The organism is Sphingomonas sp. 2SG, from assembly GCF_005503285.1.
In the GTDB taxonomy this organism is placed as follows: Bacteria; Pseudomonadota; Alphaproteobacteria; order Sphingomonadales; family Sphingomonadaceae; genus Sphingomonas; species Sphingomonas taxi.
In genome coordinates, this window is record NZ_SCMZ01000012.1 from 1 (window position 1) to 13,970 (window position 13,970).

Consider the following 13,970-nt stretch of genomic DNA (forward strand, 5'->3'; position numbering starts at 1 on the left):
ACAAGCTCTTTCCTGCCGATGTGACGAGCGACACCGTCGACTGGAGCCAGGGTCTGACCATCAATGCCATGCCGCTCAACGCCGCGATCTGCGTGCCCGGCTCTGGCGAAAGCTTGCCGGCCGGGGAGGTGCGGATCGAGGGCTATGCCATCGCCTATGATCGCCGCGTCTCTCGGGTCGAAGTGTCGGTAAACGGTGGTCGCGACTGGCAACAGGCGACGTTCACCGATGATCCGGAGGCGCACTGGGGTTGGCGGCGCTGGACCCTCGACGCCACGCTCGACAAGGGGCGCCAGCACCTTGTCGTGCGCGCCTTCGACGACACTGGACAGGGTCAGCCCGAGCGGCCGGATACGATGTGGAACTTCGCTGGCTATCTGTGCACCGCCTGGCATCATGTGCACGTGCTGGTCGAATGATCGAAGCGTCAGCGGCACCGGATCTCGGCTTTTGGATCGATGCGATCGGGCGGCTGGTGGTGGCGACCGCGGCTGGGATGGTGCTCGGCTGGGAACGCTCGCGCGAGAACCGGCAGATCATGGGCTTGCGGACGCTGGGCCTCGTCGGTCTGGCGAGCTGCATCGCCGTGCAGGCGATCGTACACAGTGGCTTGCCGAATGTGAACGCCGATGCCGCAGGACGGGCGATGCAGGGCATTCTGTCCGGCGTCGGCTTCATCGGTGCCGGCGCTGTGCTGCGGGTCGGCCAGGGTCAGGAAGTGCATGGATTGGCGACTGCCGCATGCATCTGGGTAACAGCCACGATCGGCGCGGCAGCAGGGTTGGCGGTGTGGCCGCTCATCATCGGCGGGTTGAGCCTTGCGATGCTCGTACTGTTCGTCGGCGCTCCACTCGAACGTCGCATTCGCGAACGGGCCAGGCTGACTCCGGCAGAGGCCGACCGGAACGATGCCGCGCGCAAGCCGTGATCCCGCTGGTCCGCCCAGTGCCTGTCGGCGCTGAGAACTGGCCAGGTGCTATCAGGACACAAGCGCCGCATCGGCCTGGCGCTGGACCTCGTTGGCGATCGGATGCAGCTCGGCAGCGGGGCGCTCCCCCACCACACTATAGCCGATCCCGTCGACCGCCCATGTGACCCGGCCCATGGTCCCGCTGGACGTGCTGGTCATGCTTGCGCTCTTGTCGATTTGCATGGGCCTCGTCAGCACCGCAAGCTTCGACGCTTGCGGTCCATCATAGAGGAGCAGCGCTGCAGGGCCGTGGGGCGTCGCGACCAATCGCCCCCCGCCATAGCGGTAACCCGCTGTGCTGAGGTCCGGGATGGTCACGCGCTCACCCAATCGGCTGGAGGTCCATCGGATCAGCATGGCGCGCTGGTCGGGGCCGATTTCCGCCGGTCGAATCCGGTCGGCGGCATAGACACGGAAATTGTCGCTCGCCTCATTGGCCAGCGCCGCGATGCCCGCGTGGGGTTCGCCGCTCCACCGCGCGCTCGACCAACCACCGCCAAATCCGACCGCCAGCAGAAGCGACGCGGCGATGGCGAGTTGCCAAGGCGGTTGGCGTTGCCGTCCCCTGATGGCTGCGACGCGCATCGTCGCCGGGATCGGTTCCTCCGCGATGGGAGCGAACAGGGACGCAAGGGCTCGCGCCTGCTCCGCCTGCTCCCGCAAACGGGCATGCACGTCCGGCTGGCCTTCAAGGTAAGCGTCGACCAGACGCTGCCGCTCGGGCGACAGCCTTCCATCGATCCACGCGGCCAGATCGTCCTCTCCGATCGGGCTGGTCATCGAATACTCCTTAATCGTGGCCGTTCAGCCTCGCGGAGGAGCGTCGCCAGACGGTCGCGCGCCCGCGATATGCGCGACATCACCGTTCCCAGCGGCACGCCGACGACGGCAGCGACTTCCCCATATGACAGACCTTCGACGGAAATGAGGAGCAGCACCGTCCGCTGCTCCTCGGGCAACGCATCAAGTGCGCGCAACAGGTCTCGGTGGTGCAGGCCTACGTCCTGATCGGCCGGGCGGCCGAGCGCAGCGTCGTCGACGAGGTGGAGCGGAACCGCCGTACCTCGCCGACTGTGCTGCCGCTGATGGTCGACCAACAGATTGTGCAGGATCGCGTAGACCCATGGGCGAACCTCCGCACCCCGTCGCTGGCGCCAGCGCCCGACCGCGCGCTCAAGGCAATCCTGCACCACGTCATCCGCCATCGCCGGATCGCGCAACCACGACCGGGCATAGCGGCGCAGACCGGGGATCAGTGGCTCGATCGCGGCGGCAAGCGGGTCCATCTCAGTCGCGCTGCACCTGCACGATGCGGCCCGGAGCGCCGTTCACCACCTCGGCGACCGCCAGAAAACGCCGGGGTGCCGCGGTGCTGCCTTGAACGATCTGCCGGATCGGACCCGACGCGTTGACGATCGCCGCACCTGCCGGATTGCTCATGAAGTTCGCAAGCGGCTCTACCGCACCGCTGCCGTCCGCGTTGGCGGTGAGCACGAGCATGTAAGGCTTCTTGGGCTGCAAACCGGTAACGGCACTCTGCACGACCTGAATGATGCCCTGGTCGAAGAGGGTAATGCTGCTTGCAGCACCATTGCCGCGAACCGGCCCCATGTTCAGATGCACCGCCTTGCCTGCCGTACCGAGCGGTTGAAGATTGTCGGTGCCGAGGCCTGTCGGAATAGCGTTCGGCACATAGGCGATCGCCTGCGGTGCCTGTCCGACCGGCACGGTGGCAACGACCTTGTTGCCGGCGGTGTCGATCGCGGCAAGTTCATCAGCATTCTCCAGCCCGACATAGATGCGCCGGCCGTCGCCCGATGGCCAGACACCGTGCGGCATCTTGCCGACCGGGATGGTGGCGACAAGCGCGAAGTCGGACGTGCGGAACACCTTCACCGCGTTTTCCCCGCCTACCGTGACATAGGCGAACTGTCCCCTGACCGTGCGGGCGAAGTTGACGTGATTGGTGATCGGTCCGGTATCCAGCACCTTGAGGATCGCGAAAGGCGGCTTGGCATCGAATGCGACCGTCTTGCCGATGTCCTTCAGCGTGAACCACACCTGCTTGCCGTCCGGCGTCGCGGCGATGTTGGGACAGAACGGACTCGGCTGCGCCACCTGTCCGACCTGCGCGTGGGTCGAGACATCGAACACGGCCAGCACCGGATTGAACGAGGAACAGACATAGCCGTATCGGCCATCGGGAGAGAAGATCGTCATGCCCGGACCACCGGGCGTCTTGATGCGACCGGTCTCCTTGTACGTCTTGGGGTCGAGCACGGCGATGTAATCCTCGCCGCGTACCGTAACCCACACCTCCTTGCCGTCCGGCGTGAAGAACGCCTCATGCGGGCTGCGCCCGACATAGGTCGTGTGCTTGACGGTGTTGGTGGCGGTGTCGATCCACGACACGGCGTTGGATCCGATCGACACGACCGCCAGTGTTTTCCCGTCCGGCGAGAAGCCGAGGCCGTGAACCAGCACCTGCCCCTTGTAGAGCGGGGAAAAATTCATCGGCTGCGGATCGCCGAGCTTGATGACGCCGAGCAACCTGTTGTCGGCCGGGTCCGTCACCGACACCGTGTTGGAGAATTGTTCGGATGCATAGACGCGGTCGCGGTGGCTGACAGGCACGTCCTTGGCGTTCCACGGCGCCTGCTGGGCCATGGCAATGCCCGGTGCGGCGCTCATCAGCAAGGCGGCCGAGCGCAGGAAGGTCCGGATCATGTCAGTGCTCCATATGGCTGTGGTAGTCGCCGCCCTGCGTCGGGGCTGGCGTCGAAGGGGGTAGCGGCTGACCAATCGCCAACTTCATGGCGGCGATCTCCTGCTGCTGATCGATGATGATCTCCTGCGCAATGCGCTTGAGCTGCTCTTTATGACCGTAGCGCAGCTCTGCCACCGCCATATCAATGGCGCCCTGGTGATGCGGAAGCATCATTGCGACGAAGTCGCGGTCGACGTCGCCGGACGGCTTGACCATCATGCCCGCCATCATCCGGTCCATCGCGGCAGATACCATGCTGGCGTAGCCATCGGCGGGGGCGGCCGCGGCTGCGCCGGTGAGCATGGCCGAAGCAGTCAGACCCAGCATCCAATTTCGTCTACGCATAAGCCTCCGGCGCATCAGTCTCGAAAGCGTAGACGACGCCCGTCGAGATTTATTCCATGGTTGAGCCAATTATTGATCCTCAGCAAAACAATGGTCTCATCGTGACCCTGCCGATGGTTGACCAGGTCGCCGTCGGACAGCATATGCTCGGCACGGCGATGGATTTCCGCCGGGCCATTCGGCCGAACCGCCCTCGCAAGGGTCGATGATTCCTACCAGGCGCCGCAAGGCAGCAAGGAGGAATCGTGCGCGCGACATTTCGCAATCTCTACGACCAGTTCAACATGGCAGCGTTCATTCGCGATCGCCGCACCCATGCCATGTCGGTGCTGCGATGGGCCTTGATCCTGGTCCCGATGGCCGCAATGGTGGGAACGCTCTGCGCGGCTTTCTTGTGGAGCCTCGATGCCGTGACCTGGCTTCGCTTTGCCTTTCCCTGGCTGCTCTACCTGCTGCCGATCGGCGGGTTCGTGGTCGGACTGCTTTACCATCTGACCGGCCGCTCGGTGGAGGGCGGCAACAACCTTATTGTCGAGCAGATCCACGAACCGGGCGGGGGGGTGCCACTGCGGATGGCACCGCTGATCTTCTTCGGCACGGTGGTGACCCATCTGTTTGGCGGTTCGGCCGGGCGCGAAGGCACCGCCGTCCAGTTGGGCGGCAGTCTCGCCAGCGGTTTCGGTCGCGCGCTCAAGCTCGATGCTGACGGCACCCGCATCCTGCTGATGGGGGGCATTGCGGCCGGGTTCGGCGCGGTGTTCGGCACGCCCATCGCAGGGGCGGTGTTCGCACTGGAGGTGTTGGCGATCGGGCGTGTCGAATATCGCGCGCTGGTGCCGTGCCTGGTCGCGGCACTGGTCGGCGACTGGACGTGCCTTGCCTGGGGCATCCATCACGGCGTCTACCGGATCGATGCGCTGGTGCCGGTCGATGCGCTGCTCGTCACCAAGGCGGGCGTCGCCGGGGTTGCGTTCGGGCTGGTCGGTCTCGCCTTCGCCGAAGCCAATCACACGCTCGGCGGGTGGCTCAAGCGCATCGTCTCCTATGGCCCGTTACGCCCCGCCATTGGCGGCATCGCGGTCATCGCGCTCGTCTACCTGTTCGGAACGCGCGACTATCTCGGACTCGGCACGTTGGCAGCGACGCCCGACAGCCTCACCATCGCCAGCTTCTTCGGACCGGACACGCATCCGTGGAGCTGGGCGATCAAGCTGCTGTTCACCGTCGTCACGCTCAGCGCCGGCTTCAAGGGTGGCGAGGTGACACCGCTGTTCTTCATCGGCGCGGCGCTCGGCAACGCACTCGCCCCCATGTTCGGCGTGCCCACCAGCGTATTCGCCGCGCTCGGCTTCGTCGCGCTGTTCGCGGGCGCGGCCAACACCCCGCTCGCCTGCACCTTCATGGGCATCGAACTGTTCGGCGCTGCCTATGCGGTGCCGATCGCGGTGGCCTGCTTCGTCGCCTACCTCTGCTCCGGTCATAACGGCATCTACCTGTCGCAGCGCGTCGCGGTGCCGAAGGTGCCGGCGACCGGCCTCACCCCGAACGCGACGCTTCGCGAGGCGCGGGCACACCGCGCCTCGCGAAGCCCACGCTCCTGATCCCCCCACCAATCGAGGGTTTGTCCATGCCCAATCGTTTCACCGTCCAGCATCGCGAAATCGGCATGCTGCGTATCTACATGAAACCGTCCGACCGAATTGGTGAGCGCAGCCTGCGTACGCTGTGGGCTGCCAAGCCGCTCTATCGCGAGCTAATCCAGACGGCATCATCAATGCCGTCGCGCAACACACGCACTATGGGTTCAGCAACCACGGCCAGATCCGCGAGAACGGATCGGAGGCGGCCGATCCCCATCTGACGATCTGCGTCGAACTCGTCGGCGAACGCGACCAGCTCGACCGGTTCTGCCGGCGACATGGCGACCTGCTCGGCGACAAGGTGATCGTCTACAAGCAGCTGGAACACTGGTCGGTCATGCCGCGGTTCGACCGATGACACCAATGATCGAATATGGGCTGCTGATCGTCGGTGCATTTGCGGCTGCTGCAATCTCGGGTTCGGCCGGGTTTGGCGGGGCACTGCTGTTGCTGCCGCTGCTGATTTAAGTCGTCGGCGTGACCGAAGCGGTGACGCTGCTGACGATCGTCCAGATCATCGGCAACGGTGCGCCGGCCGGGATGGGCTGGGCTGGCGCCAATCCGTTGGCGGCCCGTGTTGCTGTTCCTCTCCGCTGCCATACCGTTCTCGATGCTGGGCGCATTGTCGTTCGCGTCGCTACCGACGGCGCTCGTTGCGCGGATCGTGGGCGTGGCGATCCTGCTGTTCGTCATCCTGAAGGCCACGGGCATGATCGCGTTTAAACCCTCGCGCCGCGTGCTGGTGATCGGGGGCGGTGTGACCGGCCTGTTGTCCGGGCTAGTCGGGAGCGCCGGGCCGCTCGGCGCAGCGGTGTTCCTGAGCCTCGGTTTGCCACCGCTTGCCTATGTCGCGAGTGACGCGGTCGCCTCGATCGTGATGCACAGTTCCAAGACAATTGTTTACGGCGCGACGATCGACCTTGGACCAACCTTCTGGCCGCTGGCGATCGCGATGGGGCTGGCGATGATCGTTGGCACCTGGGCGGGGTGCTTGCTCATCAAGCGTCTGCCCGTTGAGCGCTTCCGCCAGCTCGTCATGGTCCTGCTCGCGCTGATCGCGACCGAGATGATCGTCATGGGTTAGTGGGAGGATTGTCGCGAATATCCTGAGTTTCGCTACACCAGCTCAAGCGTGGTCGGCTGACGGCGTAGCTGTCGCGAATGTCAGTCGCGGAATTACGCGACTTTCAACGCACATCTGCGACACGCTAACCTGTGCGTTAACGGTGTCGCTACGCAGGAGCCGGTGCCCGGCTCGTTCAGCTGAGCCGCAGCCAACCGCGCGGCCGGACGGCGGCTTTCAGGGAGCAGAAAAGTTGTCCTGAATGACTTACTATGGGTCGGAAGTCGCCCGGCAGCTTTCGCCGAAACGCCGCCCAACAGCGGACAGGCGGTTTTCCACCAGGATGCAGACCTTCCGCTTCCAGAGGATCGACAGGTGGTTGCCCCCTGCCCTTCCCGCCAAGTTCTAGCGGATCGTCACGACCTTGACCTCGACTGCATCCGCGATCTTCTTCCAGTTCTGGTCGCTTGTCCAAGCGGGCAATCCATCCCGTCGGGCTAGAGCCAGACAAAAGCGATCTCCAAGGCTAAGGCCCGCCTCGGCCGTCGCGGCGCGCAGCCGCCCGGCGATTTTCGCCAAGGCCTTGTCGGCCGGCACTACCGTCAGTGGCAGCGGATCAAGCATGGCATCAACTTCTCGCTCGGGCATTCCGGTATGAATGAAGTGGGTCACCACCTCAGCGTAGTTCACGCTGCTCACTCGCGCACCGGCGATACCGGCTGCAACCTTGGTAGATCCCTTTTCACCCTTGATCATTGCGATGAGAGCCGAGGCGTCGAGAACCACGCTCATTCGCCGCTATCTTCGCGACGCCGATTGAGGAATGCGTCAACAGAGGCGTCGGGATTACCGCCGGTATATTGCTCGGCCAGCGCCTGCGCCCTTGCCACCGCTTGGCTGGCGGTTCGCAGAACAACGCCATCTTCGGTTTCGTCGAGATATACCGCACCGCCACCCGTCAGGCCCAACCGCTTGCGAACGTCAGCGGGCAGGCTCATGCGCCCGTTTGGCGTTATGTTGATCTGTAGCGTCATGACGGCCTCTGTACCTCTGATCAGCATCGTCATCATCTTCTAGGGATATCCCGGCTTAGCAGCAACCGTCCCCACGGTATGCCAGCGAGCCTCGTTTGTACCACACCGTTTGGATTATGGCTCATCGACGTGAAGCTGCCCCACGTGCATAATCTCCGGTGCTTTTAACGTATACCCTCAGGGCACCTCACTTTCCTGGTTCGTTTTACGTCTAAGAACAACGAAAAAAATCTTGATTAATCTGCCCGCCTGGTCCTCCTGAGGTCTTAAACAAAGAGGACCATACGGCACCCAATCAAACGGCACCGTGAAGCTGCGAACAGGGCTAACAAGGCGCAGTGGCGGCCGAACGAGCGACCGGAACTTTGGGCAAGCACCGCATTTGCCCTGACCCAACGCAACTCCTGAATTTCGGCCTTATTCTTCCATTCGACGTATGATCGGGCAATCGGGACGATCATCGCCGTGGCAGCGCTCAACCAAGTCGATCAGCGCCGATTGCATAGCTTCCAAGGCCCGTGCCTTGCGGCCCAGCTCGGCAGCCCGCGCTTTCGCCAGCGCCTTCACCTCGGCGCTCGACCGATCCCGATCCGACCACAAGCCGAGTAGCGTGCGGATCTCCTCGATCGGAAAGCCCAGATCACGCGCGTTCGCTATAAATCGCAGACGGTGAACGTCCGGGTCCGAATAGTCCCGGTAGCTCCCGCGCCGGGGCGGCGCGGGCACGAGGTCGATCTTCTCGTAGTGACGGATCATGCGTTGCGAGACGCCGCTGGCCTCCGATGCCGCCCCGATGTTCACAATTTCACCGCGTTTAGACGCAACGCGTTGAGGACAACGGTGAACGACGAGAGTGCCATCGCCGCGCCGGCCAGCATCGGCGACAGCAGGAGGCCGGCAACGGGGTAGAGCACACCGGCCGCGACCGGGACGCCGACCCCGTTGAACAGAAACGAGAAGAACAGGTTCTGCCGGATATTTCGCATCGTGGCACGGGCGAGCTTGCGGGCGCGCACGATCGCCGAAAGGTCGCCTCGCGTAAGCGTCATGCCAGCACTTTCGATGGCCACGTCCGTCCCAGTGCCCATCGCGAGCCCGACGTCGGCAGCGGCCAGCGCCGGGGCGTCGTTGATGCCGTCGCCCGCCATCGCGACCTTGGCACCACCCGCTTTAAGCTCGCCGATGATGCGCGCCTTATCTTCCGGCCGCAGATCGGCATGCACATCGTCCAGACCGCCCACGGCGCGCGCAACCGCATCGGCCGTCCCGCGATTGTCGCCCGTCAGCATGATGACCCGCAGCCCCTCCTTACGGAGAGCCGCGATGGCATCGCGTGCCGATGCCCGAACCGGGTCGGCAACCGCAAGCAGGCCGGCGAGCGCGCCATCGACGGCGATCAGGATGACGCCGGCTCCTTCGCTTCGATGGCGATCCGCCGCAGCGTCGAGTGGCTTGGGATCGGCGCCGATCCTGTTCATCTGTGCGGCGTTGCCGATCACCACCGACCGGCCGCTCACCGTGGCACTGACACCCATGCCCGTCTGCGAGGCGAAGTCGGCAATCGTGCCGAGTTGCAATCCGCGTTCCTTGGCAGCGACGACGATCGCATGGGCGAGCGGATGCTCGGACTGGCCTTCGACCGCGGCGGCAAGAGCGAGCACGTCGTTTTCCCCGACCGTGCCCGTTGCCTCGATCGCGATCAGCGTCGGCTTGCCTTCGGTAAGCGTGCCCGTCTTGTCGATGACCAGCGTATCGACCTCGTCGAGCGCCTGCAGACTTTCGGCGTTCTTGACCAGCACGCCCGCCTGCGCACCGCGCCCGGTGCCGACCATGATCGACATCGGCGTAGCAAGCCCGAGCGCGCAGGGGCAGGCGATCACCAGCACGGCAATCGCATTAAGAAGGGCATGGCCCATCCGTGGCTCGGGACCCACCAGTGACCACACCACGAAAGTCGCGATCGAAATCAGCACGACCAAGGGTACGAACCAGCCCGATACGCGATCAGCGACCGCTTGAATCGGGGCACGGCTCCGCTGAGCTTCCGCGACCATGCGGACGATGCGCGCCAGCATGGTGTCGGAACCGACCGCGCGAGCTTCCATGACGAGGCTGCCCGTGCCGTTCACCGTTCCCCCGGTGACCGCGGCATCGACTTCCTTGAGGACGGGAGCGGGCTCGCCGGTAAGCATGGATTCGTCGACCGAGGAGCGACCCTCGACCACCACGCCGTCGACCGGGATCGCCTCGCCAGGGCGAACCCGCAGCCGGTCTCCAGTTGCCACGTCCGCAAGTCCGACTTCTTCCTCTGAGCCGTCAGACCGCAACCGTCGCGCTGTCTTGGGAGCGAGGTCCATAAGGGCGCGGATCGCGCGCCCCGTTGCTGCCCTGGCGCGCAGTTCAAGGACCTGTCCGAGCAGCACCAGCGTCACCACGACGCCGGCAGCCTCGTAATAGACCGGGACCATGCCCCCGTGCATCCGGAACGTCGCAGGGAAGATGCCGGGCGCGAGCGTCGCGACCAGGCTGTAGAGGAATGCCGCACCCACGCCGATCGCGATCAGCGTGAACATATTCAGATGGCGGGTGCGAAGCGACGTCCACCCCCGCTCGAAAAACGGCCAGCCCGCCCAAAGCACGATGGGTGCAGTGAGCGCGAGCTGAATCCAAGGCGAAGCGGCAGGGCCAACGATGTGGATCCCCGACATTTCGGCGAACATCGAGACGATAAGCAGCGGGATGGTGAGCGCGCCCGCCACCCATAGGCGACGGGTGAAATCGACCAGCTCGGGGTTGGGGCCGTCGTCGAGCGACGGTTCTTCCGGTTCGAGGGCCATGCCGCAAATCGGGCACGTCCCCGGCCCTTCCCGGCGAATTTCCGGGTGCATGGGACATGTCCACATCGCCCCCGGCGTTGCCAACGGCTCGGGCTTTGGCTTGGCACCGAGGTAGGCATCTGGGTCGGCTACGAACTTGGTCCGACACCCTGCGCTACAGAAATGATAATCATGGCCGGCATGCTCGGCATGGTGCGCTGTTTTTGCCGGATCAACGGTCATGCCGCATACCGGGTCGGTCACTGTGGCCGAGGGTTCTCCGCCCGCCTTCCCCGAGCAGCAACCTCCTTTGGCAGCTTGCGGAGCAGCCGGAGGTCCGGAGGACGAGCAGCAGGAAGCGCCGGCTTCGCGCTCGACCGTAGCCGGTTTGCCGTCTTGCTTGCCCGAGCAGCCGCAGCCCCCGGCAGAATGGGCGTGGGAATGAGGGTCGTTCATAGAGAAACTCCTTCGACCCGAAAGCATGTAGGGTCTGACACCGTGTCAGGGTCAAGTCCCCCATTCTGCCGCCGCACGGTACGTGATGGTTATACGTCGCCGAGCCCGATTGCCCTCGTCCTGCTTCTCACATTGCCGATGCGGGCGGCTCGAGGGTTCCCAGCCAGGCGACCAGCGCCAGGATCGTGACGGCGCAGGCCGCCTCGACCGCAAGGCTGCGCCGCAGCGTGCCGAGCGCGCCCCGATGATCGGCCCCGGCGATCGACCGCTCAAATGCGGGGGTCAGTCGGAAGCGATTGAGCGAGGCCAGCCCCAGCATTGCGCCGAACAGCGCGAGCTTGGCTAGAAGGAGCTGTCCGTAGCGGGTGCTCGGAAGGCTCAGCAGATTACCCGCACCTACCAGCAGCCAGCCATTCACCAGGCCCGTCACGACGATCGTGCCGACCACGATTGTACCCACCATGCCGAAGCCGTGCAGCGCGCGATGGGTCAGTTTGAGATAGGTAGCGTCGACCCGACTTGGCGCGCGCGCGACGAGCAGCGTCAGCCCAAGCAGCGCACCGACCCAGGCTCCGGCTGCCAACAGGTGGAGGATGTCGGCCACCAGATGCACCCAGCCCGTCGCGTTTTCGTCCATCGCGCCATGACCCGTCCACGCGAGTGTCGCGAGCGCGATCCCCGCCGCGAGTGCAACCGTGCCGAGTGGAACGGCCCGTCCTGCCGCGATCAGCGCGACGACTGAGGCGACCACCAGCGCAACCATGCGTGCCTCCCACGCCGCGCCGGTCGCGGATCCGGTGAGCAGCATCCCGATCGCCTCGCGATCGATCGGCCAAGGCGGCACGCCGGCCATGGCCGCGGCAAGCAGCGCGAGGGCGATGGCAGAGAGCAGCAGGCCGAGCAGGCCGCTTCCGACCAGCCAGGGGCGCAAGGTGATCGCGTCCGTCCGCTCACCGGCCTTGAGACCATAGAGGCTGAAAGCCGAGAGGCCGAACAGCCCGCTCAGCGTCACATAGAGCGCGAAGCGGACCGCGATCAGCGGCCAGTCGGCTTCCACCTTACTTCACCGCGAAGGCGAAGTTGCCCGCGACCCGGTGCGTGTCGGTCGAGACCACGTGCCAAGCGACGCTGTACCGGCCCGCGCCGAGTGGCGACTTGGGCGTGACGACAAGGGTGCGACCGTCACCGGAGACACCGGCTGCAGCCGCTACCTTCATCGGTGCGTGCGAGGCGCCGCCATGTCCGGTCATCATCAGATCCGCGCCCGAAAACTTCGGCATCAGTTTCTCGCTGAAGTGCATCTCGACCCGGGCCGGCTTGGCGACGGTCGCGTTCGGAGTCGGAGACGCGGACACCAGCTTAGGGTGGGCGTAGGCCGTGCTGGCGAGGCCAAGAAGGGCAAGGGCGGCAGGAAGGGCAACGTGACGCATAAGGTTACTCCAATGGAGGGCTCGTATTCCCTTTTACGCGGCGCCAGCGCCCACCCCTCACGCTCGTATGAGGGATGATGGGCAGCGCTGCGTAAGGGATGGTAGAGGGGCAGAGTGGACAGCATGGACGATCTGGACAGAGCACTGGCGAGACTGGCGGGCGCACCCGTCCCCCTTGCCTTGAATGACATCGAAAGCCGGGTGCTGGCGCGCATCGGCGCGCAGCCGGTTGTCGCGCGGCGGGCCGGGCTCGGCATCGGCGTGATGACAGTGGTTGCGCTGGGAATCGGGATGGCCGGTGCGGAGCTGCCGGCAACTGCCAGCTCCGTCGCATCGCTTGCGCCACTCGGAGGAGCCTCGCCGCTCGCGCCTTCCGCATTGCTGATCGGCGAGCCATGACATCGACCACTCGCGTTGTTCTGTGCGTTGTGCTCGCCTTCCTAGCCGCGGTCGGAGGCGTGTTCGTTGGACGTGCGCTGTTGCCCCATCCCAAGCAGCCCGGCGCGGCGCTGCACGAGGTGCTGCATCACAAGCTTGCCCTGAATGGCGATCAGCAGGCAAAGTTGAAGGTTCTGGAAGACAGGTTCGCGGTGCAGCGCCGTGCCCTCGAACTGGAATTGCGCGCCACCAATGCTCGGCTCGCCGAGGCGATCGAGTCCGAGCACGGCAATGGTCCCCGTGTCGCCGCTGCGGTCGACCAGAGCCACGCCGCAATGGGCGAGCTGCAGAAGGCGACGCTCGCGCACATCTTTGCGATGCGGCAGCTCCTCCGTGCCGATCAGACCCCTCAATTCGATGCCGCGGTGGTGAAGGCGCTCACCGACGGCCAGGGGTGAGCCTTGATTGGACTTCGCTGACCGATAGCGAGCTGGCGACACTAAGCATCGCCGGGCGACAGGCTGCTTTTGGCGAAATCATGCGGCGCTACCGGCAACCGGTCTTCCGTCTCGCCCGCGCCTGCACTGGTGAGCCGGACGAGGCACTCGACCTCGTGCAAGAGACGTTCGTCTCCGCTCACCAGGCCCTGTCGCGCTACGATGCGCAGCGGTCGATGAAAGCATGGCTGTCGGCGATCGCAATCAACAAGTGCCGCGATTGGGGGAGAAAGCGGACTGTGCGCCGTTTTCTATCCTTTGCCCTTCCCCTCGACGGGCAAGCCGAAGCAGTCGTCGACGAAGAACCCGCGGCCGACGCCGCTGCGGCGGACCGGCAGGAACTGGCCCGAGTGACGCGCGCGATCGCGACCCTGCCGATGAACCTCAAGGAGGTGCTCGTGCTTCGGACCATCGAGGGCTTGAGTCAGGCCGAAACCGCAGATGTGCTGGGTGTTAGCCAGAAAGCGGTCGAGACACGCCTGTACCGTGCTCGCGCTCGCCTGGTCGAAAAGTTGAATGCGGCTCAAGGGGTAGGCTCCCCGTTCGCGTAGAGGAATAAGACGGGCCGACAGCG

General features: G+C 65.0%; 18 protein-coding genes and 1 riboswitch. Of the genes, 8 read left to right on the top strand and 10 right to left on the bottom strand.

Annotation, left to right across the window (positions count from 1 at the left end):
- A partial coding sequence (locus FFS23_RS06960; protein ID WP_502702117.1) for a molybdopterin-binding protein occupies positions 1 to 419 on the top strand: 419 nt, incomplete at its 5' end.
- Positions 416 to 928, top strand: a complete 513-nt coding sequence (locus tag FFS23_RS06965) for an MgtC/SapB family protein (protein WP_056626649.1) — start codon at positions 416 to 418, stop codon at positions 926 to 928. The genes FFS23_RS06960 and FFS23_RS06965, both read left to right, overlap by 4 nt.
- 51 nt (positions 929 to 979) lie before the next feature.
- On the opposite strand, the gene FFS23_RS06970 is transcribed toward FFS23_RS06965, so the two are convergent.
- Genes FFS23_RS06970 through FFS23_RS06985 form a run of 4 tightly spaced genes read right to left on the bottom strand, consistent with a single transcriptional unit; the run spans position 980 to position 4,064 of the window.
- On the bottom strand, positions 980 to 1,750 hold the full coding sequence (locus FFS23_RS06970) for an anti-sigma factor family protein (protein ID WP_055817290.1): 771 nt from the start codon (positions 1,748 to 1,750) through the stop codon (positions 980 to 982).
- Positions 1,747 to 2,256, bottom strand: a complete 510-nt coding sequence (locus FFS23_RS06975; protein WP_137898024.1) for an RNA polymerase sigma factor — start codon at positions 2,254 to 2,256, stop codon at positions 1,747 to 1,749. The genes FFS23_RS06970 and FFS23_RS06975 overlap by 4 nt, the downstream gene beginning before the upstream one ends.
- Position 2,257: 1 nt before the next feature.
- Positions 2,258 to 3,697: a YncE family protein gene (locus FFS23_RS06980; protein ID WP_055817296.1), complete on the bottom strand. Its 1,440-nt coding sequence runs from the start codon at positions 3,695 to 3,697 to the stop codon at positions 2,258 to 2,260.
- 1 nt (position 3,698) lies between these two features.
- Complete coding sequence (locus FFS23_RS06985; RefSeq protein WP_249340568.1) at positions 3,699 to 4,064, bottom strand: DUF305 domain-containing protein; 366 nt, start codon at positions 4,062 to 4,064, stop codon at positions 3,699 to 3,701.
- A gap of 163 nt (positions 4,065 to 4,227) precedes the next feature.
- Positions 4,228 to 4,304, top strand: a riboswitch (Fluoride riboswitch).
- A gap of 23 nt (positions 4,305 to 4,327) precedes the next feature.
- Between FFS23_RS06985 and FFS23_RS06990 the strand changes: the two genes are divergently transcribed.
- The 3 genes from FFS23_RS06990 (at position 4,328) to FFS23_RS07000 (ending at position 6,806) form a co-directional block, all read left to right on the top strand.
- Positions 4,328 to 5,683, top strand: coding sequence for a voltage-gated chloride channel family protein (locus tag FFS23_RS06990; RefSeq protein WP_137898025.1), 1,356 nt, complete (start codon positions 4,328 to 4,330; stop codon positions 5,681 to 5,683).
- 124 nt (positions 5,684 to 5,807) lie between these two features.
- Positions 5,808 to 6,080 (top strand): putative PII-like signaling protein, encoded by a 273-nt coding sequence (locus FFS23_RS06995; protein ID WP_235513449.1) that lies wholly within the window; start codon positions 5,808 to 5,810, stop codon positions 6,078 to 6,080.
- 216 nt (positions 6,081 to 6,296) lie between these two features.
- Entirely contained in the window at positions 6,297 to 6,806 is a 510-nt protein-coding gene (locus tag FFS23_RS07000; protein WP_200909276.1) for a sulfite exporter TauE/SafE family protein, read from the top strand.
- A 384-nt stretch (positions 6,807 to 7,190) separates the two neighbouring features.
- Here FFS23_RS07000 and FFS23_RS07005 read toward each other — a convergent pair whose 3' ends face one another.
- From FFS23_RS07005 to copC, 6 genes are all read right to left on the bottom strand, one after another.
- Positions 7,191 to 7,577 (bottom strand): type II toxin-antitoxin system VapC family toxin, encoded by a 387-nt coding sequence (locus tag FFS23_RS07005; protein ID WP_055817303.1) that lies wholly within the window; start codon positions 7,575 to 7,577, stop codon positions 7,191 to 7,193.
- Positions 7,574 to 7,819, bottom strand: a complete 246-nt coding sequence (locus FFS23_RS07010; protein WP_055818096.1) for an AbrB/MazE/SpoVT family DNA-binding domain-containing protein — start codon at positions 7,817 to 7,819, stop codon at positions 7,574 to 7,576. The genes FFS23_RS07005 and FFS23_RS07010 overlap by 4 nt, the downstream gene beginning before the upstream one ends.
- 417 nt (positions 7,820 to 8,236) lie before the next feature.
- The gene (locus FFS23_RS07015; protein WP_137898026.1) at positions 8,237 to 8,620 is read right to left on the bottom strand and encodes a MerR family DNA-binding protein; all 384 of its coding nucleotides are present in this window, start codon (positions 8,618 to 8,620) and stop codon (positions 8,237 to 8,239) included.
- A complete protein-coding gene (locus FFS23_RS07020; RefSeq protein ID WP_212742924.1) occupies positions 8,617 to 10,899 on the bottom strand; it encodes a heavy metal translocating P-type ATPase in 2,283 nt (760 codons plus the stop codon). Before FFS23_RS07020 ends, FFS23_RS07015 begins: the two co-directional genes overlap by 4 nt.
- Positions 10,900 to 11,218: 319 nt before the next feature.
- A complete protein-coding gene (gene copD, locus FFS23_RS07025) occupies positions 11,219 to 12,148 on the bottom strand; it encodes a copper homeostasis membrane protein CopD (RefSeq protein WP_137898028.1) in 930 nt (309 codons plus the stop codon).
- A 1-nt stretch (position 12,149) separates the two neighbouring features.
- A complete protein-coding gene (gene copC / locus FFS23_RS07030; protein ID WP_137898029.1) occupies positions 12,150 to 12,521 on the bottom strand; it encodes a copper homeostasis periplasmic binding protein CopC in 372 nt (123 codons plus the stop codon).
- A 123-nt stretch (positions 12,522 to 12,644) separates the two neighbouring features.
- Here copC and FFS23_RS07035 point away from each other — a divergent pair, with 123 nt between their 5' ends.
- The 3 genes from FFS23_RS07035 to FFS23_RS07045 are packed head-to-tail and all read left to right on the top strand — an operon-like array spanning position 12,645 to position 13,947.
- Positions 12,645 to 12,920 carry a hypothetical protein gene (locus FFS23_RS07035; RefSeq protein WP_137898030.1) on the top strand — a complete coding sequence of 92 codons (276 nt, stop codon included), beginning with the start codon at positions 12,645 to 12,647 and terminating at the stop codon, positions 12,918 to 12,920.
- On the top strand, positions 12,917 to 13,357 hold the full coding sequence (locus FFS23_RS07040) for a periplasmic heavy metal sensor (RefSeq protein ID WP_137898031.1): 441 nt from the start codon (positions 12,917 to 12,919) through the stop codon (positions 13,355 to 13,357). Before FFS23_RS07035 ends, FFS23_RS07040 begins: the two co-directional genes overlap by 4 nt.
- Positions 13,354 to 13,947, top strand: coding sequence for an RNA polymerase sigma factor (locus tag FFS23_RS07045; RefSeq protein ID WP_137898032.1), 594 nt, complete (start codon positions 13,354 to 13,356; stop codon positions 13,945 to 13,947). Before FFS23_RS07040 ends, FFS23_RS07045 begins: the two co-directional genes overlap by 4 nt.
- Positions 13,948 to 13,970: the final 23 nt, after the last annotated feature.

Excerpts from the sequence above, each read along its gene's own strand:
- FFS23_RS07005 (WP_055817303.1), bottom strand. The coding sequence starts at position 7,577 with ATGAGCGTGGTTCTCGACGCCTCGGCTCTCATCGCAATGATCAAGGGT.
- FFS23_RS06975 (WP_137898024.1), bottom strand. The coding sequence starts at position 2,256 with ATGGACCCGCTTGCCGCCGCGATCGAGCCACTGATCCCCGGTCTGCGC.
- copC (WP_137898029.1), bottom strand. The coding sequence starts at position 12,521 with ATGCGTCACGTTGCCCTTCCTGCCGCCCTTGCCCTTCTTGGCCTCGCC.
- FFS23_RS07035 (WP_137898030.1), top strand. The coding sequence starts at position 12,645 with ATGGACGATCTGGACAGAGCACTGGCGAGACTGGCGGGCGCACCCGTC.
- FFS23_RS07040 (WP_137898031.1), top strand. The coding sequence starts at position 12,917 with ATGACATCGACCACTCGCGTTGTTCTGTGCGTTGTGCTCGCCTTCCTA.
- FFS23_RS06970 (WP_055817290.1), bottom strand. The coding sequence starts at position 1,750 with ATGACCAGCCCGATCGGAGAGGACGATCTGGCCGCGTGGATCGATGGA.
- FFS23_RS07010 (WP_055818096.1), bottom strand. The coding sequence starts at position 7,819 with ATGACGCTACAGATCAACATAACGCCAAACGGGCGCATGAGCCTGCCC.
- FFS23_RS06985 (WP_249340568.1), bottom strand. The coding sequence starts at position 4,064 with ATGCTGGGTCTGACTGCTTCGGCCATGCTCACCGGCGCAGCCGCGGCC.
- FFS23_RS06980 (WP_055817296.1), bottom strand. The coding sequence starts at position 3,697 with ATGATCCGGACCTTCCTGCGCTCGGCCGCCTTGCTGATGAGCGCCGCA.
- FFS23_RS06965 (WP_056626649.1), top strand. The coding sequence starts at position 416 with ATGATCGAAGCGTCAGCGGCACCGGATCTCGGCTTTTGGATCGATGCG.